General features: G+C 60.3%; 19 protein-coding genes. 3 read left to right on the top strand and 16 right to left on the bottom strand.

Annotation, left to right across the window (positions count from 1 at the left end; genetic code table 11):
• Positions 1-19: 19 nt before the first annotated feature.
• Positions 20-1,180: a glycerate kinase gene (locus tag B0D78_RS03955; protein ID WP_078015769.1), complete on the bottom strand. Its 1,161-nt coding sequence runs from the start codon at positions 1,178-1,180 to the stop codon at positions 20-22.
• A gap of 227 nt (positions 1,181-1,407) precedes the next feature.
• Here B0D78_RS03955 and B0D78_RS03950 point away from each other — a divergent pair, with 227 nt between their 5' ends.
• Positions 1,408-2,562 carry a CdaR family transcriptional regulator gene (locus B0D78_RS03950; protein WP_168169992.1) on the top strand — a complete coding sequence of 385 codons (1,155 nt, stop codon included), beginning with the start codon at positions 1,408-1,410 and terminating at the stop codon, positions 2,560-2,562.
• A gap of 84 nt (positions 2,563-2,646) precedes the next feature.
• Here B0D78_RS03950 and dinB read toward each other — a convergent pair whose 3' ends face one another.
• Positions 2,647-3,912, bottom strand: coding sequence for a DNA polymerase IV (gene dinB / locus B0D78_RS03945; RefSeq protein WP_233543513.1), 1,266 nt, complete (start codon positions 3,910-3,912; stop codon positions 2,647-2,649).
• Between the two features lie 140 nt (positions 3,913-4,052).
• Entirely contained in the window at positions 4,053-4,421 is a 369-nt protein-coding gene (locus tag B0D78_RS03940; RefSeq protein ID WP_078015689.1) for an MGMT family protein, read from the bottom strand.
• A 359-nt stretch (positions 4,422-4,780) separates the two neighbouring features.
• Between B0D78_RS03940 and B0D78_RS03935 the strand changes: the two genes are divergently transcribed.
• Together B0D78_RS03935 and B0D78_RS03930 are read left to right on the top strand one after the other, a co-directional pair.
• A complete protein-coding gene (locus tag B0D78_RS03935) occupies positions 4,781-6,130 on the top strand; it encodes a YjiH family protein (protein ID WP_078015688.1) in 1,350 nt (449 codons plus the stop codon).
• 229 nt (positions 6,131-6,359) lie between these two features.
• A complete protein-coding gene (locus B0D78_RS03930) occupies positions 6,360-8,801 on the top strand; it encodes an SEL1-like repeat protein (protein WP_078015687.1) in 2,442 nt (813 codons plus the stop codon).
• A gap of 96 nt (positions 8,802-8,897) precedes the next feature.
• On the opposite strand, the gene B0D78_RS03925 is transcribed toward B0D78_RS03930, so the two are convergent.
• The 13 genes from B0D78_RS03925 to B0D78_RS03865 all read right to left on the bottom strand — a co-directional run bounded on the left by B0D78_RS03925 (position 8,898) and on the right by B0D78_RS03865 (position 25,305).
• The gene (locus B0D78_RS03925) at positions 8,898-9,746 is read right to left on the bottom strand and encodes a bifunctional 5,10-methylenetetrahydrofolate dehydrogenase/5,10-methenyltetrahydrofolate cyclohydrolase (protein ID WP_078015767.1); all 849 of its coding nucleotides are present in this window, start codon (positions 9,744-9,746) and stop codon (positions 8,898-8,900) included.
• 251 nt (positions 9,747-9,997) lie between these two features.
• Entirely contained in the window at positions 9,998-10,630 is a 633-nt protein-coding gene (locus B0D78_RS03920; protein WP_078015686.1) for a cyclodeaminase/cyclohydrolase family protein, read from the bottom strand.
• A gap of 172 nt (positions 10,631-10,802) precedes the next feature.
• Positions 10,803-12,479 (bottom strand): formate--tetrahydrofolate ligase, encoded by a 1,677-nt coding sequence (locus B0D78_RS03915; protein WP_078015685.1) that lies wholly within the window; start codon positions 12,477-12,479, stop codon positions 10,803-10,805.
• 106 nt (positions 12,480-12,585) lie between these two features.
• On the bottom strand, positions 12,586-13,251 hold the full coding sequence (locus B0D78_RS03910) for a GntR family transcriptional regulator (RefSeq protein ID WP_009165972.1): 666 nt from the start codon (positions 13,249-13,251) through the stop codon (positions 12,586-12,588).
• A 281-nt stretch (positions 13,252-13,532) separates the two neighbouring features.
• A complete protein-coding gene (locus B0D78_RS03905) occupies positions 13,533-15,008 on the bottom strand; it encodes a pyridoxal-phosphate dependent enzyme (protein ID WP_078015684.1) in 1,476 nt (491 codons plus the stop codon).
• Between the two features lie 87 nt (positions 15,009-15,095).
• Positions 15,096-16,325, bottom strand: coding sequence for a threonine synthase (gene thrC, locus B0D78_RS03900; protein WP_078015683.1), 1,230 nt, complete (start codon positions 16,323-16,325; stop codon positions 15,096-15,098).
• 9 nt (positions 16,326-16,334) lie between these two features.
• Positions 16,335-17,516 (bottom strand): YgeY family selenium metabolism-linked hydrolase, encoded by a 1,182-nt coding sequence (locus B0D78_RS03895; protein ID WP_078015682.1) that lies wholly within the window; start codon positions 17,514-17,516, stop codon positions 16,335-16,337.
• A 65-nt stretch (positions 17,517-17,581) separates the two neighbouring features.
• Positions 17,582-18,934, bottom strand: a complete 1,353-nt coding sequence (locus tag B0D78_RS03890) for an alanine/glycine:cation symporter family protein (protein ID WP_009165967.1) — start codon at positions 18,932-18,934, stop codon at positions 17,582-17,584.
• Positions 18,935-19,030: 96 nt separating this feature from the next.
• On the bottom strand, positions 19,031-20,620 hold the full coding sequence (locus tag B0D78_RS03885) for an N-acyl-D-amino-acid deacylase family protein (RefSeq protein WP_078015681.1): 1,590 nt from the start codon (positions 20,618-20,620) through the stop codon (positions 19,031-19,033).
• A gap of 68 nt (positions 20,621-20,688) precedes the next feature.
• Positions 20,689-22,023: a TRAP transporter large permease gene (locus B0D78_RS03880; RefSeq protein ID WP_078015680.1), complete on the bottom strand. Its 1,335-nt coding sequence runs from the start codon at positions 22,021-22,023 to the stop codon at positions 20,689-20,691.
• Complete coding sequence (locus B0D78_RS03875) at positions 22,023-22,538, bottom strand: TRAP transporter small permease (protein ID WP_078015679.1); 516 nt, start codon at positions 22,536-22,538, stop codon at positions 22,023-22,025. Before B0D78_RS03875 ends, B0D78_RS03880 begins: the two co-directional genes overlap by 1 nt.
• 81 nt (positions 22,539-22,619) lie before the next feature.
• The gene (locus tag B0D78_RS03870) at positions 22,620-23,705 is read right to left on the bottom strand and encodes a TRAP transporter substrate-binding protein (protein WP_078015678.1); all 1,086 of its coding nucleotides are present in this window, start codon (positions 23,703-23,705) and stop codon (positions 22,620-22,622) included.
• A 205-nt stretch (positions 23,706-23,910) separates the two neighbouring features.
• A complete protein-coding gene (locus B0D78_RS03865) occupies positions 23,911-25,305 on the bottom strand; it encodes an alanine/glycine:cation symporter family protein (protein WP_078015677.1) in 1,395 nt (464 codons plus the stop codon).
• Positions 25,306-25,374 lie beyond the last annotated feature (69 nt).

Below are 25,374 nucleotides of genomic sequence, written 5' to 3'. Positions count from 1 at the left end.
TCTCTCTCAACGCAAGCCGTCAACGACGGCAAACGTCCATCGGAAAGTGTGCCGCGGCGCGAAACGCCCTCATCAGTCGTTCCGCCGCGCCGGACAGCAGTTCCGGGGCGCGGGCGATCGACTCGTCGAGCGTCATTGGGCCTGTCGCCGCCGGCATGATCACGTCGACGCCGTGGTCGTATACTTTTTCTGCGCCCGGTTTCATGGCGCCGACGACGGCCGCCACGGGGATCCGCCCGTGACGTTTGGCTCTCCGGGCCACGCCGACGGGCACTTTGCCATACGCTGACTGCCCGTCGATGCTGCCTTCGCCGGTGATCACCAGATCGCAGCCGCTCATGTGCGCGTCAAAATGGATCAGGTCGAGCACGGTGTCGATACCCGGCTGGATCCGGGCGCCGCAGAACAGGACCAGCGCCGCTCCCAGTCCGCCGGCCGCGCCGCAGCCGGGAACGTCCAGTACGTCGCGCCCCAGGTCGCGCCGCGCGGTCTGCGCGAAACGATACAGCGCCGCGTCAAGCCGCGCGATCATCTCGGGCGTCGCGCCCTTTTGCGGCCCGTAGACCGTCGACGCGCCGTCCGGTCCGCAGAGCGGGTTTCTCACGTCGCAGGCCGCCGTGAAGCGGCATCCCGCCAGCCGCGCATCGAGGCGCGACGCGTCGATGCGGTCCAGCCGCTCCAGCCCGGCGCCGCCGGGGCCGAGTTCGCGCCCCGCGGCGTCGGAAAACGAAACGCCCAGGGCTTGCGCCATGCCCATGCCCGCGTCGTTCGTCGCCGAGCCGCCGAGGCCGATCAGAAATTTCCGGCAGCCCTCGTCCAGCGCCGCCCGGATCAGTTCTCCCGTGCCGCGGCTTGTGGCGAGCAGCGGATCCAGCCTTTGACGCGGTACCAGCGGCAGCCCCGAAGCCGCCGCCGTCTCGATGACGGCCGTCCCGTCGGGCAGGATCGCAAACTCGGCTGCGGCCGGTTCGCCCAAGGGGCCTGTAACGTTCGCCGTTTTCTTCGCGCCGCCCAGCGCCGACAGCAGCGCGGCGGCCGTGCCCTCGCCGCCGTCGGCCGCGGGCAGACGCACGACCTCGGCTTGCGGAAAAACGGTCGCGATCCCTTGCGCGAACGCGCGCGAAGCTGCCGCAGCCGTGCAGCATCCCTTGAATGAATCCGGCGCCACCACAATCTTCACGCTGATCGTCTCCTTCAAACCGGGGTATTCGAATTCCGTAAAACGATTATAAAAAAAGTCGTACGCCATTGCCATGTCTTGTAAAATAAAATTTTATGTATAATACTATTATGAAAAACATCCCGTTCTTGTGCAGGCGTTTTTTCAAGACGCGTTTTCGCGTCCCGACGCGCGTCCTGGGGGACGCGGGGGGCGCGCGCCTCGCAAACGGAGGAGGACTCTGTAAGATGAACATCTCTCGCGACAGCGCCATGCGCATCGTCACCGAAATGAGTTCCATCATCGGACACGACGTCAACATGATGGACGAGCAAGGCATCATCATCGCCAGCACCGATCCGGAACGGCTCGGCACGTTCCACAGCGGCGCGCGCGAACTGCTTCGGCAGGGGCTCGGCGAGCTCATCGTGAGCGGCGACGGCGAATATCCGGGCGCCCGCCGGGGCATCAACCTGCCCGTCTGCTTCGAAGGCGCGACGGTGGGCGTGATCGGCATCACCGGCAAGGGGAGCGAAGTGCAGCAATACAGCCAGATCATCAAGAAGATGACCGAGATCCTGCTGCTGGATTCCTGGGGCGAGCGTCAGAAGCAGCTTCGCGCCGCCATGTGGAGCCAGTTCATGGAGGAATGGCTTTTCTCGTCCGCAGAGTTGGTCGGCGAGCGTTTCGTCGAGCACGGGCTCGAGCTCGGCATCGACATCCGCAAGCCGTTTCAGATTTTTGTCGTCGCGCTGGAGCAGCGCGGCGCGGCGGAAGAGCAGGAGCGCCTCGGTCGCGTCGAGGAGGCGGTCCGGCAGGTCGTGCGGGAGGCGACGGGAGGTTTTTACTACAAACTGCCTTTCCGTTATGTCTGTTTCGTATCTCCCGTCGGCGAGGAGCGGCTGCGCGAGATGGCCGGCCGCGTCTATGAAAACGTGGAGCGCTGCGGTTTTCGCTCTTTCATCGGCATCGACGCCGAGCCTGTCGACTGCCGGCACGTGCGCGGCGCTTACGATCGCGCCGGCAAGGCGCTTCGGGCCGCGGTGCAGAATGGGGAGCGCTGCGCCTTTTATAACGGCGTCGATATCGAATTTATCGCCGGCGAAATGCCCCTCAAAGCGCGCCGGGATTTCATCGCGCGCCTTTTTCGAGGGTGTTCCGAGCGCGACTGCGGCGAAATCATGGATTTCCTGCCCGTCTATTTTCGCTGCGACGGTTCGATTCAGGCCGCTGCGAAAGAGCTTTGTCTGCATAAAAACACCGTGCAGTACAAGCTGCGCCGCATCCACAGACTGACCCGTCTCGATCCGCGCAGCCTGAAAAATGCGGCGATCTTCGAGGTCGCCCTCGCCATTCTCAAGACGCTGAGATCCGACACGGCGGCCGGCGCGCTGCATTTATAAAGCGGGCGGTCGAAACGCCGAGAGAAAACGGGGCATGAAAAAGTTCCGCGGCACACCGTTGGGTCGGTGTGCCGCGGAACTTTTTCATGCCCCGTTGGGCGTCGTCGGGAAGACGCGGGTCTGCATCAGGTCAATGACGTGGTACAGAAGTTCTCCGGTCTCGTCCTGCAGCGCCGGGCGCAGGTCCACGCGGTAACGGCGCTGCAGGTCCAGCAGGCGGGCGCGGAGGCGTTCGGCGTGCCGGCGTTCGCGTTCGCCGCCGAGAGTATCGAAGGTGAGCTGGCGCGCGTACGTTTCGCTGAGGTTCTGGAGGCCGACGCCGATCAGGCGCACGGCGCTCTTCTCGATCCCGGCGAGCAGGGCCGAGGCCGCCTGATAGATCTCGTAGGGATGGTCGACGCTTTCGCCGCTGCGGGAGCGTGTGACGGTCTTCATGTTCCAGTAGGTCGCCTTGATCGTGACGGTGCGCCCGTTGAGGCCGAGCGCGCGCAGCCTGCTGCCCAGGTCGAACGACAGCAGCAGGAGCACGTCGCGCAGGTAGCCGAAATGCGAGGTGTCTTTCTGGAACGTGACTTCGCGGCTGACGGACTTGGCGTCGGCGGCGTCGGCGGGAGTGACGGGGCGGTCGTCGATGCCGAGGGACAGTTCGGCGAGGTGCCGTCCGGTTTTGTCTCCGAGCAGGGCGGCGAGCCGTTCGCGGTTGTTCTGGACGTCGCGCACGGTGTGGATGCCGGCGTGGTAGAGTTTTTCCGCGGTCCTGGCGCCGACGCCGTAGAGCACGGTGATGTCGCGATCGACGATGAGGTCGATGAAATCCTGCGGCGTGAGGATCTCGAAGTAGCCGTCGGGCTTCTTTTCCTCGCTGGCGAGCTTGGCGGATGTTTTCGAGTAGCCGATGCCGACGGAGCAGGTCAGGCCGGTTTCGGCTCTCGTGCGCTCCTTGATGAGGCGGGCGATGCGCCGGGCGCCGCCGAACCGGCGCGCGGAACGGGTGACGTCGAGGTAGCCTTCGTCGAGCGCCACGTATTCGGCGGCGTCGGCGTAAGAGCTCCAGATGGCGTGCAGCCGGGCCGAAGCCCGGCGGTACTTTTCCCGGTTGGGGTGCATGAAGATCCCCCGCGGGCAGCGCCGGTACGCTTCCTTGATGTTCATGGCCGAACGCACGCCGAACCGGCGCGCTTCGTAGCTGCACGTGGCGACGACGCCGCGCTCGTCGGGCAGCGCGCCGATGATCAGCGGCCGGCCTTTCAGGGCCGGGTTGTCGCGGATCTCGACTGCGGCGTAGAACGCGTCCATGTCGACGTGGATGACGGTCCTTTGTATGGGCGTCTTTACGGCCGCTTGCGTCATGATCCCCCCTCCTTTTTCCCCGTGGCTGCCCGTACGCACCGCCTGACGGTCCTTTTCCCCGGAAGCGGGCCGGCCGCTTCCGGTCGACGGGCGCGCCGTTTCCCTTCGCCGAGACGCCAAGACGGCTTCCCGTCGCTCCTTTACGGAAACAGCGTCAGCTGTTCGCCGCGGCCCCATTGATGCCGCGACATGTCGATGCGGCCGTCGGCGAGGAACGTGACGCCTTCCGCTTCCAGCATACTGCGCTGCCGCTCCCGCCCGCCGAAGGCGAAGTCGGGCGCCAGCGTTCCCGTCTTGTTCACGACTCTGTGGCAGGGGAGATCCTGTTCCGCTCTGACGCGGGACATCACGTGTCCCGCCTCGCGGGCGGCGCCGGGCATTCCCGCCATTTCCGCGACCTGACCGTAGGTGGCGACTTTCCCTCTGGGAATGGCCGCCACGATCTTATGGACGGCCCGTTCAAAGGCCGGCGTGATGGGGATCTCGCCCGCAAATTTTTCGTTTCTCATCGGTTCGCCTCCTGTTTGATCGTCTGCGCAAAACGGCGCCTGCGCGGTCGAAAATCAATTTGTCATCAACAAAGTTATTTAGACACTATGAGTATCTCATTCGCGCCTGACAAAGTCAATACGGCCGGTTTCTTCCCGCGGGACGGAGATGCGCCGCGCGCAGTTCGTACGGCTGTCGCGTCGCCGAAAGCGAGTCCGGCAAAGAAACAAGAGAAATTAACGATGATATTGATTTTTTTGCGCCTAAAACGTATAATAAACGCGTGAGCGAAGTTAAAAAAAACGGGAAGATGGTTCCCGTTTTTTGCCGCAGGAGGCGTCCGGCCTCAAGCGATTTTACGAAAGGTTGTGGTGTTCGAATGTCCGAAAACGCAGCGCCCCGCAGTTCGGCTTTATGGAAGTTCGTCGTTTTCAGTTTGTTCGGCCTGTTCATGTTTTTCTTCAAACTCGAGTGGCTGAGCCCGAACCTGAAGAGCGTGCCGGTCGATTTCATCGTCAGCTCGCTGCAGAGCCGCGCGATGCCGGCCGTGAAGATCTTTATCCTCGCGGTCATGTACGTCGGCGCGGCTATGCCCTTTATCAAAGGCACGTGGAACAAAAACGGCATGGACATTTTCATGTCGGTAGCCAAAATCTGCGGCGCCGCGATCGGCACGATCATGTATTTCGGCCTGTGGCGGAGCAACGCCTGGCTGTGGCGCGGCGACATCGGCCCGTTCCTGTTCGACAAGCTGGCGATCCCGGTCGGGCTGGTGATCCCCATCGGTTCGGTGTTCCTCGCCTTTTTGGCCAGCTACGGCCTGATGGAGTTCATCGGCGTGCTGGTCGACTGCGTCATGCGTCCGCTGTTCCGCACGCCGGGGCGTTCGGCCATCGACGCGGTGGCCTCGTTCGTGGGCAGCTATTCCATCGCCCTGATCATCACCAACGGCGTGTACCGATCCAACCGCTACACGGCCCGCGAGGCGGCCGTCATCGCCACGGGATTCTCGACGGTCTCGATGACGTTCCTGCTGGTCGTGGCGCGCACGCTGGGGCTGATGGATCACTGGACGCCGTATTTCTTCGTGGCCATGCTGGTGACGTTTATCGTCACGGCGATCACGGCGCGTCTCTGGCCGCTGTGCTCGATCCCCGACACGTATTTCGGCGGCGCGGCGGCGCCCGAGCCTCGCCTCGAGGGCGGCCGCCTCGAACGCGCCTGGCAGATCGGCATCCGCACGGCCGCCGCCCAGCCCAACGTGTTCAAACTTTGCGGCGACAATCTGTGGGCCGGTTTGAAAATGGCTTTCGCCGTGATCCCCGCGATCACTTCGGTGGGGCTGCTGGGGCTCTGGCTGGCGGAATTCACGCCGGTGTTCGACTGGTTCGGCTACGTCTTCTACCCGTTCTTCAAGCTCTTCGGCGTGGCGCAGCCCGTGCTCGGCGGCAAGGCGGCGGCGATCTGCCTGCCGGAGATGTTCCTGCCCGCGATCCTGATCAAGGGCTCCGGCACGATGCTGCTCAAGTTCGTCATCGCCGTGGTCAGCATCTCCGAGATCCTGTTCTTCTCGGCCAGCATCCCCTGCATCATGGGCACCGACATCCCGCTGAAGATCCGCGATATCCTTGTGATCTGGTTCGAGCGCGTCGTGCTCTCGATCCTGATCACGGTCCCCATCGGCATGTGGATGGGCTTCAGCGACGCGGTGCAGGCGGCCGCGAAATAGCGCGAAAAAAGGACGGCGCCGCGAAAGGCGCGCAGATCCAAAAAGCACAAGGGAACCGCAGCGCGGCTCCCTTTTTTTGTTTGGCGTCCGCGGGCAAAATTTTGACCGACGCTGTTCAATGAGATAAAATGAACCCGGAATAACGGCGGCGGCGGGAAAAAAGACGAGGCCCCGCCGTTGCCGCGAAGTGGGAACGGACGAAAAGACTGAGTGAAACGAGGCTCTCTGAATGACGAAAAATGCAATGAAAAGGTGGCCGCTCCTGATCCTGGCCGTGTTTTTGTGGAGCGCGGCCGCGTGGGGCGCGCCCTCGCCCGCGAGCGGGGATAAAACTCCGGTGGCCCTCGGCGATCAGTCGCCCGAAGCCGGCGAACCGGCGACTTTCAACGAAGGCATCCAGGCGTGGAGCTCCAAGGATTACGAGCTGGCCTACCGCATTTTTCAGGCCAACGCCGAAAAGGGATCGCCCCAGGCCATGACGGCTCTCGGCTATATGTACACGATGGGCAGCGGCGTCGCCGAAGATTTCGCGGTCGGCATGCGCTGGTACCGTATGGCCGCCGCCGCCGGCGAACCGTACGCCATGTACGCCCTCTACGAACTCATGCACGCGCATCCGGAGCGCGAGGCCCATCCCGGCGAGGCCATGGAAATGCTCGAGGCCGCCATCGAGAAGAACATTCCCATGGCCTGTCAGGAATATTATCAGGTGCTTCTTCAGGAAGGGAAGGGCGGAGACGCGCTCGAATACGTGAAAAAATGCGCCGAAGGCGAACAGCTCTGGGCCATGACCGTTTACGGCGCGGCGCTGGGCGAACGCGGATCCGCCGCGGAAGCGGCCGCCGGTCTGGAACTGCTGAAAAAAGCCGCGGCCAAGGGCGATGCGGCCGCCTATTACGTGGCCGCCGACATGGAAAAAAAACGCGGCCGCGTGGATGAAGCCAAAAGACTCCACGGGCTGGCGGCCAAGGAGGATTACGCCCCCTCCATGTACGAGCTGGGACGCCTCGCTCTGGACGAAGGCAAAGGCGCCGAAGCTTCCGAACTGCTGCTGAAGGCGGGCAAAAACGGCTCGTGGGGCGCCTACGTCCTGTTGGGACGCATGAGCGAAAAAGGCAAGACCGTGAAAAAGGATCCGGCGGCCGCAGCGCGCTACTACAAAATGGCCGCCGATGCCGGCGATCCCGCCGGATGCAACGAGCTGGGGCGCTTGACCGAAAAGGGGAACGGCATCGCGCAGTCTTATACGGACGCTTACCGTCTTTACGCGCTCGGCGCCGAAGGCGGCAACGGCGAAGCCCTGTACAATCTGGGACGCATGGAGATCTACGGACTGGGTACCGAGAAGAACGAACAGGCCGGTTTGGCCAAGCTGAAAAGAGCGGCCGAGATGGGCGAATCGGAAGCGATGACCGCCCTGGCAACGTTTTACATGGAGGGCAAGATCGTCGCCGCCAACCGCGGCGAAGCCCTGCGCCTTTACCGCGAAGCCGCCGAACGCGGCAATCCGCGCGCGCAGTTCATCATGGGCGAGCAGCTCAAATCCGACACCGACCGGGAAAAAATGGAGCAGGCTCTGAAATATTACGAGAAAGCCGCCGAGAGCGGCTCCGCCGACGCCCAGTTCGCGCTGGCGCAATGCTACTCCGACGATCGCTGGCACGCGCCCGATCTGGTCCGCGCCGTCAAGTGGTACAACGCCGCCGCCGAACAGGGGCATCCCGCGGCGATGTGCGCCATGGGCCTGTTCCGTCTCGACGCGGCCGAAAAGGACAGCGAGATCCGCGCCGCCGCGGCAATGATCGACCGGGCGGCGGAAGCCGGCTACGTCCCCGCCGAGTATACGCTGGGACTGCTGTACGAGCAGGGACAGCTGGGAGAGCGCGACATCCGCAGCGCCGTCATCCATTACCGGCGCGCCGCCGAACGCGGCGACGCCAACGCGCAGATCCGTCTGGCCGGCATCATGAAGCGCGGCGACTACGGTTATTCGGTCAATCTGCAGGAGTCGTTCCGCTGGTACCTCGCCGCCGCCCGGCAGGGCAGCGAACTGGCGCAGTGCAACGTGGCCGCCATGTACGCCGCCGGGTCGGGCGTGGACAAGGACGAACGCGAGGCTTTCCGCTGGTACACGGCCGCGGCCGAAGGCGGCAGCGCGCAGGCGCAGTACAACCTCGGCCTGATGCGGCTGCGCGGCATCGGCACCTGGAAAGATGCCGACGAGGCGCTCAAATGGCTGGAAGAATCCGCCAAATCGGGTTACGCTCCCGCTCAGAACCTGCTGGGCACGCTTTATTCCGAAGGCGTTGTGGTGAAGCGTTCCTTCGACGTGGCGCAGCGCTGGCTGCAGGCCGCCGCCGAGAGCGGCTCCGCCGCCGCGCAGTTCAATCTCGGGCTGCTCTACAGCTACAGTCCCGAGGGCGAGCCCTCCGCGGCCATCAGCTGGTTCGAACAGGCGGCCAATCAAGGGCACGCGCTTGCCGCCTGGTACCTCGGCAGCGCTTATGAAGAAGGACGCGGCGTCGAAGCCGACCTTGCCAAAGCGCGCCAATATTACCAGCTTGCCCGCGACGCCGGCAGCAAACGCGCGGTCGAAGCCCTGCAGCGCCTCGACCGGAAGGAAAAAGAATCCCGCCTCGACGCCCTGCGCGGGACCGTCCCGCAGCGGTAGGGGCGGCTCGCGCGGACGGGCAAGATTCGGGGAGATGAAAAAAGCGGCCGGGATCGTTGGGGATCTCGGCCGCTTTGTGTTGGCGAAGATTTTTGATTATTCGAGCGTCCGCTGCGCCGCTTCGATCACGTGCTTGGCGAGCACGGTGGTGGTGACGGAGCCGACGCCGCCGGGCACGGGCGTGGAGGCGCGGCCCTTCTGCGCCGCTTCGGGGGCGACGTCGCCGCAGAGCTTGCCCTCGGCGTTCACGTTGATGCCCACGTCGATCAGCACCTGATCGGGAGTGACGAACGCCTCGCCGACGGCTCCCGCGTGCCCCACGGCGGCCAGCAGCACGTCGGCGCCGCGGGCGACGGCGGCGGCGTCGCGGGTCTTGGTGTGGCAGATGGTCACGGTGGCGTTCTGCGCCAGCAGCATCATCGCCAGCGGGCGGCCGACGACGAGGCTGCGCCCGAAGACGACGGCGTTCGCGCCTTTCAGTTCGATCCGGTAATGCCTGAGGATCTCCATGCAGGCGGATGGCGTGCAGGGAGGAAAGCCCACGGCCTTGCCGGAATAAACGCCAGCCTGCGACGCGGCGGTGATGCCGTCCACGTCCTTTTCGGGGGCCAGCGCCGCGCGCACGACTGCTTCGTCGATGTGCTTCGGCAGCGGCATGAAGATCAGGCAGCCGTGGATCGAAGCGTCGGCGTTGATTTTGGCGATGACTTCCAGCAGTTCGTCCTGCGAAGCTTCGGCGGGCAGCGCGAACTGTTTCACTTCCAGTCCCACGGTCGCGGCGCGCTTGGTCGCTCCTCGCTCGTAGGCGAGGTCGTCGCCGCGTTCGCCCATGCGCACGATGGCGAGGCAGGGGGAAACGCCGCGGTCTTTGAGCTTCTGCACGTCGTTTTTGAGCTGCGCGGTGAGGGCGGCGGCCACGGCCTTGCCGTCCAGGATCTGAGCCATAAAAATCACATGCCTTTCCTGATTGAAATCGGAGAACGAAAGCAGCCGCGGAGAAGCGGCGGAGCGGCGAAACGGAAAACAGGACAACGGGATTTCCAGAACGCTCTGCGAAAGGATTTGAAGGATTTCGCAAATATCCTGCTTCGCTGAAGGGGCGTTCAAAAAACGTCCTCTGCTTTTTTGCGCTTCACCCTGTCTGCCCTCCACTTCTTCGTTCCTCCGTGGTTGCCGTTGTTTTTGAGACAGGCGCGTCAGGCGCGCAGGGAATTCATGACGGTTTCGTAGATTTTGTCGGCGCGGCCGCGGCTGCCGGCCAGCATCTTTTCGGCGCGGGCGTCGATGGCGGCAGCGTTGGCGCGGTCTTTCATGGCTTTGGTGTTGATGAACACGTTCAGCGCCGCGCCTTCGAGCGCCGCGCGGCACAGGGCCGCGCCCACGCCGGCGTCGCTGACGGCCAGGCGCGAACCCCTTTCGGCGAAGACGGCCATCAGGCCGATGGCTTCGCAGCATTTCTCCATGATCCGCAGCGGCACGCCGCAGGCGGCGCCCAGCGCCGCTTCCATGACGCGGTCTTTCTCCGCCCGCTGTTCTCCCGTGTCTTTGGGCAGGCCGTAAGCGGCGGCCAGCGGCGCGAAGACCTCGGCGTCCTGTTCCACCAGCGCCAGCAGGTCGGCCTGCAGCGCGTCGCATTTGGCCTGCAGGCTTTTGATCTCATCCTCGACGGCGGCGTACTTCTTCTTGCCGACGGTGAGGCTGCCCACCATGTTGCCCAGCGCGGTTCCGATCGCGCCGCAGAGCGCGGACGCGCCGCCGCCTCCGGGGACGGGAGCTTTGGTGGCGAGGACGGCGACGAAATCGGCGCAGGATTTTTCGGTCATCTTCATGGGACGGGTTCTCCTTTTTTTCGTACGGTCATTCGAATTTGAAAAGAAACATATAATCTGATGTCCGGTATTTACTGGTGTGACGGGGTGAATTTCCACGTGGAACATTTTCGCGCCGGCGTGGCGCGTTTGAAAAAAGGGCGGACTGTTTCACGCAGTCCGCCCGAGTTTTTTAGAACAGCCCCGAGATTTTGCCGTCGGAATCGACGTCGATGCGCTCGGCGGCGGGGACCTTGGGCAGCCCGGGCATGGTCATGATCTCGCCCGTCAGCGCCACGATGAAGCCCGCGCCGGCGCTGACTTTGAGGTTGCGCACGGTGACTTCGAAACCGCGGGGCGCGCCCAGCAGCGTGGGATCGTCGGAGAAGCTGTACTGCGTCTTGGCCATGCAGATGGGCAGATTGCCGAAGCCCAGTTCTTCCAACTGTTTCATCTGCTTGCGGGCGTTGGCCGTGAGGACGACGCCGTCGCCGCGGTAGATCTTTTTGACGATGGCGTCGAGCTTCTGCTCGATGGTCATGTCGAGGTCGTAGGCGTAGGCAAAATCGTTGGGCAGCTCGCAGAGGCGCACCACTTCCTTGGCCAGCTCCACGCCGCCGTCGCCGCCCTTGCCCCAGACTTCCGACAGGGCCACGTTGACGCCCAGCTCGCGGCATTTGTCGGCGATGAGTTTCAGCTCGGCCTCGCTGTCGGTGGGGAAACGATTGATCGCCACCACGGCGGGCAGCTTGTAGACCTTGGTGATGTTCTCCACGTGCTGCAGCAGGTTGGGCAGCCCCTTTTCGAGCGCGGCCAGATTCTCGTCGTTCAGCTCGGCCTTGGCGACGCCGCCGTGATGCTTGAGCGCGCGCACCGTGGCGACGATAACGACGGCCGAGGGCTTGAGCCCGGCGAAGCGGCACTTGATGTCGAGGAACTTTTCCGCGCCCAGGTCGGCGCCGAATCCGGCCTCCGTGATCGCGTAGTCGCCCATCTTCAGCGCCAGGCGCGTGGCCATGACGGAATTGCAGCCGTGCGCGATGTTGGCGAACGGGCCGCCGTGGATGAAGGCGGGCGTGTGCTCCAGCGTCTGCACCAGATTGGGCTTGAGCGCTTCCACCAGCAGCGCCGCCATGGCGCCCTGAGCGTGCAGGTCGCCGGCCGTGACGGGTTTGCCGCTGCGGCTGTAGGCGACGATGATGCGCGCCAGGCGGGATTTGAGGTCGTCGATGCCGGACGCGAGACAGAAAACGGCCATAACCTCGGACGCGACGGTGATGTCGAAGCCGTCCTCGCGCGGCACGCCGTTGGCTTTGCCGCCGAGCCCGCAGACGATGCTGCGCAGCTGGCGGTCGTTCATGTCGACGCAGCGCCGCCAGATAACGCGGCGCGTGTCGATGTCGAGAGAATTGCCCTGCTGGATGTGGTTGTCGAGCATGGCGGCCAGAAGGTTGTTGGCCGCGCCGATGGCGTGGAAGTCGCCGGTGAAGTGCAGATTGATGTCTTCCATGGGCACGACCTGGGCGTAGCCGCCGCCGGCCGCGCCGCCCTTGACGCCGAAGACGGGCCCGAGCGAAGGCTCGCGCAGCGCCACCATCACGTTCTTGCCGATCTTGCGCAGGCCGTCGGCCAGGCCGACCGTGGTCGTCGTCTTGCCTTCGCCGGCGGGCGTCGGCGTGATGGCCGTGACCAGCACCAGTTTGCCGTCGGGGCGCGGGCAGTCTTTCAGCAGATTGACGTAATCGATCTTGGCTTTGGCGCGGCCATAGAACTCCAGATACTTCCCGTCGATCCCCGCGCCGCGGGCGACTTCCTCGATCTGAAGCATAGGCGTTGACTGCGCGATCTCGATATCGGACGTGTAGGACATGTGAACCCCAACCCTTCTGAATGAATTTTACGGCCGTCTGATCGTTGCGACGCCGTAATTATGTTTCTTTACCGCTCGTAAAGCTTCAAGCCGAAACGCGGGGCGCTTACAGTATCTTGGCGAGACGCCGGTGGTAAAAGCCGAGCCAGTTTTCTTCGGCGTAACGGCCGCTTGCCTCCGGCTCGTGCGCTTCGATGGCGTCGATGATGGCGTTGTGCTCGCGTACGGACGCCATCTTGTCGGGGCCTCTCTCAAAATACAGATTTTCGCAGCGGTTGGCGTGAAGCGTCAACGTGTATATTATATCAGAGATGTAAGCGTTGTCAGCCATCTCCAAAAGATATCCGTGGAATTGATTGTCGAAGGTGGCAAGTTTCTGATTTTCTCCCGCTTCGATTGCTTTCTGAAAAACGGCGTTCAATTCACGCAGTTTTTGTATGTCGCCGTTTTTCTGCTTCTGGCAGGCGAGCCGCGCCGCGCAGCCTGAAAGCAGCGCCAGCGCTTCGTAGATCGTGAACGTGTTGTTTTCGTCGAGCGGGGAGACGTGCGTCCCCTTCGACGGCTCGACATACACCAGTCCCTGCTCCGACAAACGCTGCAGCGCTTCGCGCACCGGCGTGCGGCTGACGTCGAAATACTCGGCGATTTCCTGATCGCTGATGCGTTCCCCGGGCTTCATGGTGCCGTTGACGATCCAGCTTTGGAGGGTCCTGTAGATTTTCTCTTTGGCGCTCTCGCGTATGAATTTTTGTTTTCTCTGAGGAATAGGCATTGTTTTTTCCCTGGCTGTCGTTGAATTTTGTGCTGTACCGCTCGCCCTGATCCCGCGGCGCGCTTTTTGCCGCTTCGTAGAGGATTTATATACGATATGCAACAGAAACAAGTATAACATTTTTACGGACAAGATACACAAAATACCTTTGTAAAATCACAGGGCAAAAAATAAAAGTTCGTAATGTTTGGGAGAAACGTTTCTTCAAATAAAAACGGCGGGACGCGGAGCGGAGGCTTTCGGCCTTTTCCATCCGCGGCCCGCCGTTTCGGGCGGAGCGATTAATTCAGTCCCGTCGCGACGTTGAATTCTTCGATGAGTTTGTCGATCTTCGGAGCCATGGTACGGATCTCGCCCCAGTAATTGTCGGCGTCATACCACTGGCTATGCAGTTCTTCGCTGGTTTTGCCCTGCTGCTCGATCCATGTGTAATACTTCAGGTTATGGACGCGCAGGCGTTCGGGATAGGTGAGCTCCAGCGCATTATCGCTTTTTTGCCCGTGCAGGCGGCTCGCGAAGTCGACTTCGGCGTTAACGGCGCCGTACGCCCCGAATTCCGCTTCGAGTTCCTGCAGGCGCGAGCCGTACATTTCCATCGAGTCGGTAAGAATGGTGAAAACGACGTCGTGCTCGTCCATTTCGTAGTACTTGGCGGCCTTGATCGCGCTCAGCAAATTGGCGACGCCGGAAATGCCCAGCAGATCCAGCTGTTCCGTAAGGGCCGCGGGCACTCCCGCGCGGCGGAGGAATTCGCGACCGGCAGGTTCGTTGAACAGGCGGATCAGTGCCATGCAGTCGTTATCGTCGATGGCGGTGACCATGTCCGTGTTGCGCACGTTGTGTACCCAGGGCACGTGTTTGTCGCCGATGCCTTCGATGCGGTGTGCCCCCCAGCCGTTGCGCAGCAAGGTGGGGCATTGCAGCGCTTCGCTGGCGACGATCTTCATGCCGGGCCAGATCTGTTTCAGATAGTCGCCGCTGGCGATCGTCCCGGCGGAGCCGGTCGTGTAAACGGCCGCGGCGAGGCGGTCGCCCGGGCGCATGCAGCCTTTCGCCACTTCTTCGAGCGCGCCGCCCGTAACTTCGTAATGCCACAGATAATTGCCGAACTCCTCGAACTGGTTGAAGATCACCACGTCGTCGCGGGTCGAGCGCAGTTCATGGACTTTGTCGTAAATTTCTTTGACGTTGCTCTCCGTGCCGGGCGTGGCGATGATCTCGCCGGCTACGGTGCGGAGCCAGTCGAAGCGTTCCTTGCTCATGCCTTCGGGGAGGATGGCGATGGAGCGGCAGCCGAGCAGCTGGGAGTTGTACGCACCGCCGCGGCAATAGTTGCCCGTCGAAGGCCAGACGGCCCAATCGCGGGTTGGATCGAACTGTCCCGTGACAAGACGGGGTACAAGGCAGCCGAAACTTGCGCCGACTTTGTGGGCCCCGGTGGGGAACCATTTGCCGACGAGAGCGAAAATGCGCGCCTTCACTCCCGTCAGCGAGCTGGGAAACTCGATGAAGTTGACGCCGCCGTAGAGCCCGCCGGAAGTTTTGGGCTCGTTCTTCCAGGTGATGCGGAACAGGTTCAGCGGATTGACGTCCCACAAGCCGGTTTCTTTCAGTCCTTCCTTGACTTTCGCCGGCGTCTCCTTGTCGGGGTTTTTCATCTGGCGGAAAGTGGGGATGAGGATATGCCGCGATTTGGCGCGCTCGATGCCGTTCTTTCGTCTTTCCTTGTCGACGAGCAGGTTGATTTGGTCGTACATTTTGAGTCTCTCCTTAATAAATAAAATTGGGGGGAACGCCGAAGCGTATAAAAATGCCGCGGATGAGTCGTTTGGGCAAAAACGCCGTCAGCCGAGAATTTTTATCAGTTCCTCCATGTTTGGGGCGACTTTTGCAGCCGGCGGAACCGCTTTCTGCGCCGAGGCGACGTCTTTGAGGCCGTTGCCTGAAATGATCACGGCGACGCGGTCCGACGCCTTGAGACGTCTTTCGCGAGCGAATTTGACGAAACCGGCGTAGGCCGTCGCTCCCGCGGGCTCGGCGAACACGCCGCTTTTTCGCGGCAGTTCGGCGACGGCGGAAAGGATCTCGGCGTCGCTGACGGCGGTCGTATTCCCATGAGAAGCGCGGATCGCGTGAAGCGCTTTCGCCCAGTTGTGCGGCGCGCCCACGTCGATGCTGTCGGCAATCGTGTGCGAGGGGCCGAATACGACTTTATCGGCGCCCTCCTGAATCGCCCTGTGGATCGGGCAGGCGCCCTCCGCCTGAACGCCGATGATCTGAGGAATATGGTCGATGACGCCGATCTTGTACAGATCGTAAAAACCCTTGTACGTCGAACTGACGATGCAGCCGTCGCCGACGGAGACGAAAACTTTGTCGGGGACGTCCCAGTCGCACTGTTCCGCGATCTCCATCGCGCAGGTCTTTTTCCCTTCGACGAGGAACGGGTTGATCGCGCAGTTGCGGTCGTACCAGCCGTAATGTTCGATGGCCTCGATCGCCAGCCGCACCGCTGCGGCGTAATCTCCCTTGACGAGGAACACCCGTGCGCCGAACACGAGCAGCTGCGTCACTTTGGCGACTGGCGCCGTTTCCGGAACGAAGATCACGCTTTTCAATCCCATGTTGGCGGCGAAACCCGCGAGCGAACTGGCGGCGTTGCCCGTCGACGCGCAGGCGAGAACGTCGCGGTTTAGCTCCGCGGCGAGCGTTACGGCGACGGCGCTGGCGCGGTCTTTGAGCGAAGCCGTGGGATTGCGTCCGTCGTCCTTGATCAGAAGCTGCCCGACGTCGTATTCGGACGCGATCTGGGGCATATCGTAGAGCGGCGTCCAGCCGACCTGAAGCGTGGGGCGGCGCGAATTTTTCCGCATCGGAAGCAGGGCTTCGTAGCGCCAAAGACTGAAACGCGGATCCGCCGCCAGAGAGGTGCGGTCGATCTGTTTTTTCACTTCGTCGTAGTCGTACAGCACGTGCATAGTGCCGTGGATCCCGCAGTCGGGACACGTTTTCAACGTGCTTTCGGCGGGGAATTCGCGCCCGCAGAGGGCGCATTTGAGCGTGTAGAAAGCCATGACGTGCCTCTAGCGAAGAACGGCGCGGACGATGCCCTGATAGCCTTCGCAGGCCTTGCAGAGCTGGTCGATCTCGATGTATTCGTCGACCACGTGGGCCAGCGATTCGAGCGAGCCGCCGAAGCCGACGGTGGGGATCCCCGCCTTGCCGGCGTAATAGCTGCCGTTGGTGCAGAAAGCGTAATGGGAGAATTCCGGATTCAATCCGGCGTTCCTCAGCCCTTCCAGCGCCGCCGCGACGAACCAGTTGTCTTCGGGGAACAGCCAACCGGGCGCGTAGCGCGTCGCGGAGATCGTCTCGCCGGTGTAGCACTTTTCCGTGCCGGTAGCCAGATAAACTCTGGCGTCCAGACGGGGATCGAGCTTCTTCTGCGCGTCGACGATGTCCTGAATCTGCTTCAGCACCTCGGCGTCGGTTTCTCCCACGAGCAGACGCCGGTCGTACGTGACGCGGCACTTTTCGGGCACGACGCTGGCGCCGGGATAAGGGGAGGAAATGATGTCGGTCAGTTCGAGAATGCCTTTGCCGAGCACAGGCTGCTCTTTAGGCTTGAAATCGCGCTCGATGGCGGTCAGAAGCGGCGCCATCGTCTTTACGGCGTTAAGGCCGACCTCGGGATTGGACGAGTGGGCGGATTTCCCCAGAGTCTCCAGAACCACTTCGGCGCGGCCGCGCTGGCCGCGTTTCAGATTCAGCGACGAAGCCTCGCCGATGATCACGCAGTCGGGCTTCCAGCGGATCCCCAGTTCCTCGGAAGCGACGCCCTCGAAGCATTCTTCGTGCACGCCGCCGCAGACGATCAGTTCTCCGTTAAGTTCGGCATGATTTTCTTTGAGCAGTCTGGCCGCCATGATTGCGGCGCCCAGATTGCCCTTCATGTCGCTCGTGCCGCGGCCGTACATGCGCCCGCCGACGATCTCGGCCGCGAAAGGATCGTGAGTCCATTTGGAGCGGTCGGCGATGTCGACGTGATCCATGTGGCCTTCGAAGAGCAGCTTTTTGCCGCCTTTGCCGAATACCATGCGCCCCGAAACGTTGCCGTAACGGTCGCGTTCGGTGGAGTCGAAGCCGAAGCGCTTCATCGCGTTTTCGACAAAATCGGCGATTTTGTCCTCGTGCCCGGAAAGACTGGGACAGCGAATCATGCCGCGAACCAGTTCGACCAATTCGTCCTGCCATTTTTCACTCATCGGGAAAAGCCTCCTTGAACGTTTAATGAATGGTTTCGGTTTTTCTGCGTAATTATTGAGTCTGGCTATAAGTTGTTGTCCTTAGTCCATTGCTTGTAAACCTTGAAAAATATAGGCGCGAGCGCAAGCATGGCGATCATGTTGGGGATGCCTTCGATGCCGGTTGAAATGTCGACGATCGTCCAGACCAGATCGACGTCCTGCGTCACGGCGACGAACGGCGGGATCAGCCAGAAAACGTTGAAGATACCCATATTTTTTTCGCCGAAGACATAAACGACGGACGTCTTGTATTCGAAGTAGTAGCCGATCATCGTCGTGAGAGCTGCGAGCATGACGGATATGGAGACGATCCACGCGCCGAATTTTCCGTACAGCGTATCGAATGCGGAGATGGTAAGGGCGATGCCGTTCAAACCGCCGCTCCACACGTCGGGAGCCGAAAGCAGGATAACGAACGCGGTCATCGAACACATCACGATCGTATCGACGAAAACTTCGACGATGCCGTACAGACCCTGCTGGCAGGGGTGCCTGGTGATCGACGTGGCGTGAACCATCGAAGCCGTTCCCAGTCCGGCTTCGTTGGAGAAAACGCCTCGCGCCGCGCCGTACCGGACGGCGAGGATCATCGTGCCTCCGGCAAAACCGCCGACGGCCGCATGGGGGTTGAAAGCGTACTTGAAGATCATGCCGACCACTTCGGGCAGTCGCGCAATGTTCGTAAAAATAACCCCGAGCGAAAATACGGTATAGACGACGACAAAGTAAGGCATGATACTTTCGGCGAAACGCCCGATGCGTTTGAAACCGCCGAAGCATACGAGCGCAGTGAGAATGACGGCGCAGACGACGGTGGCCAGGGGCGGGATACCGAAAGTGCTCTTGAGGGCCGAAGCCATCGTGTGAGGCTGGACCCATACGGCGGTGCCGAGGGCCCCGACGATCATCATCACGCCGTAGAACATGGCGAGCGGCTTCCATCTTTTACCCATGCCCTTTTCGATGTAGTACATCGGGCCGCCGTAAAAGGCGCCGCTCTCCGTTTGCTCGCGGAAATGAACGGCCAGAACGACCTCGACGAATTTCGTCATCATGCCGAAAAGGCCCATGATCCACATCCAGAAAACGGCTCCCGGACCGCCGGTCGCGATCGCGGTCGCCACTCCGGCGATATTGCCGTTGCCGATACATCCGGCGAGAGCCGAAGAAACGGCCTGCAGCGGCGTGATCGTGCCTTCGCCTTCGAGCGCGTCCTTTCTGAAGCACTTGCCGAGCGTTTCTTTGAGGACGTAAGGAAGCTTGCGGATTTGAAAGAAGCCCGTCCCCAAACCGAAAATCAGACCGCACAGGAAGATGAGAATCATCATGGGCCAGCCCCAAAGCTCGCCGGCCAGCCAGTTTAAAAATTTCGACATGATCGCTTGCCTCCTTCTTGGCTTGTGATGAAATACGAAAGACGCCGGACTTGTTACGCGCGAATGGAACGCTCCGTCGCTATCGCCTGAAAAAAATCACTCCTTATAGAATCGCAGCACTTTGCCCGCTTTCCCCTTGACGACTTGATTGCCGTCGACAACCAGCCGGCCGTTGACGACGACGTATGGAATTCCGGCGGAGTACTGCATGGGATCGGTATAAGTCGCTTTGTCGGCCACCGTCTCGGGATCGAAAATGGCGATGTCGGCGGCATAGCCTTCCCTGAGTAAACCGCGCTCTTTCAGCTTGAAGATGGAGGCGGGACGGGAGGTCATCTTGCGGATCGCTTCGGGCAGCGTCATCAGTTTGCGCTCGCGCACGTAACGACTGAGAATGCGCGAGAACGAACCGTATACGCGCGGATGCGGACGGGCGCCGAGAATGCCGTCGGTGCAAGGATTTTGGAGACGATGCGCGATGATGGCCTCGACGTGCTCTTCCAGTCCGTAAAAGTCCACCAGGCCGACCGCCAGTTCCTCTTCGAGCAGCAAATCGAACGAGGCGTCGAAGGGATCTTTGCCGCGGATCTGGCCGATCTCGATCATATTCTTGCCGACCAGGTCGGCGTTCTTCGGCGTCTTCACGAACGTCACGAAAATGTTTTCCATGCCGGCGAAATCGACGAAATTGTCCCAGCCGGGGATCCCCTTGGCGATGTCGGCCTTCATGCGCGCGCGGGCGTCCTTGTCGGCGAGACGGGCAAGACATTTTTCCGCGCCTCCGTCGTGGGCCCACGGCGGCAGAATGACGCTGAACGTGGTGCTGCCGGCGGCGTAAGGGTACTGGTCAAACGAAAGCTGGATATCTTTTTCCCCTTCGTCGAGCTTTTTCATGACGGCGTCGAAGAGATGGGCATTCTTCATGCCGCAGACTTTGAAATGCGAGAAATGAATGGGGCAGCCCGACTTGCGGCTGATGCGGAACACTTCGTCCATCGAGTTGAGGATGTCGTCGGCTTCGCTGCGCTGGTGAATGACGAACGGCAAATTGTATTTGGTCAGGACGCTGGTGACCGCGGCGATCTCATCTTCCGTCATATAGTTGCTGGGAGGGTAGATGAGCCCTGTGGAGAGGCCGACCGCGCCCGCGCCAATGCATTTTTCCAGCAGATCCTTCATCATGTCGATCTCGCTGGCCGTGGCGGGGCGGTTCTCAAGACCCATTACGCACATGCGGATATTGCCCGTCGGCGCCAGGTAGGCGAGATTGGGCCCCAGCGGCATCGCGTCGAGGCGTTTCAGATAGTCTTCGGCGGAGCGCCATTTCCAGTCGACCGAGTACTGTCCCTCCAGCCCGGCCATCGTCTTTTCCCATGAAGACAGAAATTCCGGCACGACGGGAGCCAGCGACATCCCGTCCTGACCGATGATGTCCGTCGTGACGCCCTGAGTCGTTTTATTGGCGATTTCGGGTTCGACCAGAGCCACCAGGTCGGAGTGACTGTGCGTGTCGATAAAACCGGGAGCCACCGCCAGCCCCGCGGCGTCGATCGTGCGGCGTGCCTCGGCCTGAACGCTGCCGACGGCGGCAATTTTGCCGTCTTTGACTGCCACGTCGGCGCGAAAGCCTTCCTTGCCGTCGCCGGCATAGCACATGCCGTTTTTGAGCAACAGATCGTACGTCATTGCCTTCCCTCCTCAAAAAATTTAAATCAAGACTCTCTCGAACGTGAGTTAAAGCTTCCGCCGTCCGTTTACCACGCGCCGACGACGTTCGCGCCCAGAAGCAGCTCGGGCAGCCAGCACGACAGGAAAGGGAAATACGTTGTCAGCAGCAGGACGGGGATGGAAACGTAGAACAGGAAAGGCAGCATCGCTTTCGTCAGGTCGGCCGCGGAGATTTCCGACAGACGCGACCCGACGAAGATCGACATGGCGAACGGCGGCGTCATCACACCGATGCCGACGTTGACCACCATGATCGCGCCGAGGTGGACCAGGTTGACTCCCAGTTCCGTCATCAGGGGCAGCACCAGCGGCACGACCAGAATGAGAATGGGAATACCGTCGAGGAACATGCCGAGGAAGAGCAAGAATACGTTGAGCATGAGCAAAATCATGTACTTGCTCGAAAACATCGAAAGCATGGCCGACGCCACCTGCTGAGCCACGCCCTGCCGGGTCAGGTAACGGGTCAGAACCGTGCCGCCAGCCAACAGCAGCGTGGTCATGCCGAACGTTCCGACCGTGCTGGACAAGGCTTTTTTCAGGCGCTTCCAGGTCAGTTCGCGGTAAGCGAACCAGCCGACCAGCAGACAGTAAATAGCCGCGATGCCGCCGGCTTCGTTGGGCGTAAAGATGCCGCCGTAAATGCCGATCAAAATCAGCGCCGGACAGCCCAGCGCCGGCAGGGCTACCCAGCCGGTGTGGCACACCTGTTTGACGGAAGCGATAAAAGTCTTGGGCAGCTCCGGGACTTCAACGCTGGAGGATGTGTATTTGTCGACGTAAAGGTAATTGAGGATGCAGTAGCCGAGAGCCAGCAGCAGACCGGGAAAGACGGTGGAAAGGAACAGCGCGCCGACCGATTGTCCGGCCAGCAGACAATAGATCATGGCCGGCACGCTGGGCGGAATCAGATATCCCAGATAGCTGGACGAGCAGAGCAGCGCTGTCGTGTAGACGCGGCTGTAACCGAATTTTTCCAGTTTGGGAACAAGCAGGGGAATCAGCGCGGCGATACAGGGAACCGAAGACCCCGTAAGCGCCCCCATGAACAGCGTGGCGACGATGCCGACGGCCGTCAGGCCGCCCTTGAGGCGCCCGACCAGCGCGTAAGAAAAATTGACGATGCGGTCCGCCAGCCCGGCCTCGCCGATGAGAGCGCCGGAAAAAACGAAAAAGGCAATGGCCATGACCGTCGAGGAGTCGAGCGAATGGAAAAAGGAGTTGGCGATGAAGGTCATCGTGCCGCCGCCGAGAATGACGCCGAGGGCGGTCGCGCCGATGAAAACCCAGCCGATGGGCAGCCCCGCGACGATACCGACGAGGAACGTAACGAGAGTTGTGGAAGTGCCGAGATCGAACATTACTCCTTCACCTCTTTTTCCCAACGGAGTTTTTGCAACTCGAAAATATCCTCGCAGACATGCCAGCCGTAATGAAGAACGCTCAACACGATCATGACGCCCATGGCATACACGAGCCAGCTCGTGTTGAACCAGCGCACCAGCGTGGCGAACTCGGGATGCTTCCAGGCGCGTTTGACGACGCGCAGCGTGGGGCTCCACATGGCCAGGATCATCGCGACGGTGACGGCGCTCTTCGCCATGTCGAACAGAGCGCGTTTCGCCCGGCTGTCCTTGCACAAGACGTCGGAAAGGATGTCGACGGCGATGTGCGTCTTCACGGCGGCTCCGTAGGAAATCGCCACATAAATAGTGAAAATAAAGATGTACAACGCCGCGTCGCTGATCCACATGATTTCGAAATGGAGCCAGTAGCGGTTTACCACCTGACAGAACGTGAGGATTATGGCCAGCAGGAGCCCGAGAGAGCCGAGAAAGAATTCGGTTTTCTGCAGGAAAGAAAAGAGTTTTTTCATAATGCACCGCCTTTTCTGTCACAGAGATCTTGCTTCAAAAAAGGGGACGGCTTTCGGGCCGCCCCCTTGTGAGACTGATCGTTACTTTGCAGCTGCGGCCTTGTCGGCTAATACTTTTTCGCGGTTGATTCGGAGCTGGTCGAGAATCTTCACGGTCATATCCTGACCGGGGAAGTGCTTGTCGAGCCACGGCTTGCAAAGATCGTTCCAGTTGTCGAGATTGCGGGCGCGGTTGCGGAACTCGGCGCGCTCCGCCTCGGTCGGATAGTAAATTTCGAAGTTCGGCTGCTTCTTGAGGAACTCTTTGAAATTGTCCTCTTCGGCGATTTGGATGGCGTACTGATCGGCTTCGGCTTCGTCGGCCGCCTTCCGGATCGCGGCTTTGAGATCGTCGGGCAGCTTCGCCCAAAGTTCGGCGTTGATGACGACTTGATTGGCGTCCCACATCCAATCCAGAGACGTGTAATACTTCATGACCTCGCAGTGACGCTCCTCCACGAGCGAAGGCCACATATCCCAGCAGCCGTCGACCACGCCCTTCGCCAGGGCGTTGTAAAGATCGCCCCACGGCACGGTTTCGACGGTCATACCCGTTCCCTCGGCCATGTTCTGCAGGCCGCGGACGCAGCCGAGCGACGAAGAAACACGCATTTTCAGATTCTTGAAATCAGCCGGCGTTTTGATCGGGCGCACGCTGTTGCCGATGCCGTAGGAGCCCTGCGAAACGGTGAACAGAATGTGAACGCCGACTTCCTTCATGGACTCCTCGAGAGGCACGTAGAGACATCCGTCGGGGCGCGAGAAAGCCATCTTGCACTCTTCCCACGATTCGACGGTCCACGGCATCCAGTTGAACATGCCGCCGGGAACGAGATTGACGTAAGGAGCGAAACCGCACATCTCGATTTCGCCGTCCTGCACGGCGTGGAAGATCTCATTGAGAGTCCCGAGCTGATTGTCGGGGAAAAACTCGACTTCGATACGGCCGTTGCTGTATTTCTTGATTAACTCACAGAAAAGTTTGTAGGACTTGCCCTGCGAGGCACGGACCGAGGTCTGCCCAAAACGCCACTTATACTCCGGAGCGGCGGAAGCCGTGCCGGCGCCCAAAATCATAACGACAGCTGCTGCGGCGAGTGCCTTTCTCACAAAACACGTTCTGACCATAGTGATTCCTCCTTAAAAATTAGAAGTGTGATGCTGTTTGAATCGTAGGGGGCTCTGTCGCAGAGTCCTCCTGAGAAAACTACTCATTACTTTTAGACTTTTCCCTGCACCGCTATTTGAGTGTACATACAGCTCCGTGGAAGAAAAAGACATAGTTTTTATGTTGTCTGCATGCGATATTATCCGACTTACTTCAGTTCCATGACTATTCTCCCCACGGCATTCTCTCTGCAGTATTTCCTGCAAGAATCTGTTTATACTCTTTGAAGTATGCAATAAATTTATTTGAAAGCATTACTATCGCGATCATATTCGGTATGACAATGAAACCGATTGCCATATCTGCCATTGTCCAAACCTCTTCTACCTGCATTGTGACTGCAAGCATTGGCGGTATGAAGAAAAACCACTGCAAATATTTAACCGCTTTCTCCCCGAAAATCGTTTCGATACAGGTACGATACTCAACGAAGAATCCGAGATACGACGAAAATGTAAAAAGGATGATGGCAATACCCAGCACAATAATCCCCTGGCTGCCCCATGCAGTTTCAAATGCGCTGATGGTCAGATTGACGCCGGATTCTCCTCCGGTCCATACGCCACTGGTCAAAATTGCCAACGCAGTGAGCGTACATACGATAATGGTATCAATAAACACTTCAAGAATGCCGTACATGCCCTGATGCGCCGGATGATCCGTCTTTGATGTCGCGTGGACGGTTGAGGCTGTGCCAATGCCGGCTTCGTTTGAGAAAATTCCGCGAGCTGCGCCCTGCCCTATTGCCAGCGAGGTAGTAGCGCCTAAAAATCCACCTACCGCGGGAGTAGGGGCAAAGGCATACTTGAAAATCATCTGGAAAGCATGCGAAATTTCACTTGCGTTTGCAATGATAACTGCAATTGCTCCCACAATGTAAAGCACGCACATAGGCGGTACCATTTTGCCGCAGAACTCACCGATTCGTTTTGTGCCGCCTACGATGATGACGATTGCGACGAGAACCGTTACAGCCCCCGCAATGAGAAGAGGAACACGAAAGACTCTCTGTGTTGTTTCCGCCAAGGTATGCACCTGAATAAAGCATGCGTCAGTAATAACATAGATGAGTAACGCTACAGAATAGATAGCCGCGAGTGTTTTGCCGCCTTTGCTGAGGCCTTTGCGCATGTAATGCATTGGTCCGCCATAGAACTCACCGTCTGTCCCTTTTTTGCGGAATGCCAGCGCAAGGGTCACTTCGGCCATTTTTGTGATCATACCGACAAATGCAATGATCCACATCCAAAAAACAGCCCCGGGGCCGCCTACGGCAATTGCCGCAGCAACTCCTGCAATGTTACCTGACCCGATTGTGCCTGCTAAAACGGTCGAGAGCGCCTGAAAAGGCTTCAGCATTCCCGAGTGTTTAGCATGGTCATCATCCGTCTTTTTATTTCTCCCGAACATTTCATTGACTGTTAATCGATAAATAGTCGTAAAACCTGTAAATTGAAAAAATTTTGTGCGAATGCTTAGATACAGACCGACGCCAATCATCAAAATAGTAAGAGGGGTTCCCCAAAGGACATCTGTAATTTCAGATAGATATTGAAACATGTTTACCTCCTTAGTACAGCCCGGGATAGAGCGGTTTCGCCTCGCAGAGTTCGGTGATCTCGGCGCGGA

The organism is Pyramidobacter sp. C12-8 (assembly GCF_002007215.1).
GTDB lineage: Bacteria > Synergistota > Synergistia > Synergistales > Dethiosulfovibrionaceae > Pyramidobacter.
Note: the sequence above shows the minus strand (reverse complement) of the source record. Positions and strands in the feature narration are given on the sequence as shown.

What these genes read in the sequence shown, in the direction of transcription:
- B0D78_RS03930 (WP_078015687.1), top strand. Translation starts at nt 6,360, where the DNA reads ATGACGAAAAATGCAATGAAAAGGTGGCCGCTCCTGATCCTGGCCGTG.
- B0D78_RS03895 (WP_078015682.1), bottom strand. Translation starts at nt 17,516, where the DNA reads ATGAGTGAAAAATGGCAGGACGAATTGGTCGAACTGGTTCGCGGCATG.
- B0D78_RS03905 (WP_078015684.1), bottom strand. Translation starts at nt 15,008, where the DNA reads ATGTACGACCAAATCAACCTGCTCGTCGACAAGGAAAGACGAAAGAAC.
- B0D78_RS03935 (WP_078015688.1), top strand. Translation starts at nt 4,781, where the DNA reads ATGTCCGAAAACGCAGCGCCCCGCAGTTCGGCTTTATGGAAGTTCGTC.
- B0D78_RS03875 (WP_078015679.1), bottom strand. Translation starts at nt 22,538, where the DNA reads ATGAAAAAACTCTTTTCTTTCCTGCAGAAAACCGAATTCTTTCTCGGC.
- B0D78_RS03925 (WP_078015767.1), bottom strand. Translation starts at nt 9,746, where the DNA reads ATGGCTCAGATCCTGGACGGCAAGGCCGTGGCCGCCGCCCTCACCGCG.
- B0D78_RS03915 (WP_078015685.1), bottom strand. Translation starts at nt 12,479, where the DNA reads ATGTCCTACACGTCCGATATCGAGATCGCGCAGTCAACGCCTATGCTT.
- B0D78_RS03920 (WP_078015686.1), bottom strand. Translation starts at nt 10,630, where the DNA reads ATGAAGATGACCGAAAAATCCTGCGCCGATTTCGTCGCCGTCCTCGCC.
- thrC (WP_078015683.1), bottom strand. Translation starts at nt 16,325, where the DNA reads ATGGCTTTCTACACGCTCAAATGCGCCCTCTGCGGGCGCGAATTCCCC.
- B0D78_RS03885 (WP_078015681.1), bottom strand. Translation starts at nt 20,620, where the DNA reads ATGACGTACGATCTGTTGCTCAAAAACGGCATGTGCTATGCCGGCGAC.
- B0D78_RS03865 (WP_078015677.1), bottom strand. Translation starts at nt 25,305, where the DNA reads ATGTTTCAATATCTATCTGAAATTACAGATGTCCTTTGGGGAACCCCT.
- B0D78_RS03950 (WP_168169992.1), top strand. Translation starts at nt 1,408, where the DNA reads ATGAACATCTCTCGCGACAGCGCCATGCGCATCGTCACCGAAATGAGT.
- B0D78_RS03880 (WP_078015680.1), bottom strand. Translation starts at nt 22,023, where the DNA reads ATGTTCGATCTCGGCACTTCCACAACTCTCGTTACGTTCCTCGTCGGT.
- B0D78_RS03870 (WP_078015678.1), bottom strand. Translation starts at nt 23,705, where the DNA reads ATGGTCAGAACGTGTTTTGTGAGAAAGGCACTCGCCGCAGCAGCTGTC.
- B0D78_RS03940 (WP_078015689.1), bottom strand. Translation starts at nt 4,421, where the DNA reads ATGAGAAACGAAAAATTTGCGGGCGAGATCCCCATCACGCCGGCCTTT.
- B0D78_RS03890 (WP_009165967.1), bottom strand. Translation starts at nt 18,934, where the DNA reads ATGTCGAAATTTTTAAACTGGCTGGCCGGCGAGCTTTGGGGCTGGCCC.
- B0D78_RS03910 (WP_009165972.1), bottom strand. Translation starts at nt 13,251, where the DNA reads ATGCCTATTCCTCAGAGAAAACAAAAATTCATACGCGAGAGCGCCAAA.
- dinB (WP_233543513.1), bottom strand. Translation starts at nt 3,912, where the DNA reads ATGACGCAAGCGGCCGTAAAGACGCCCATACAAAGGACCGTCATCCAC.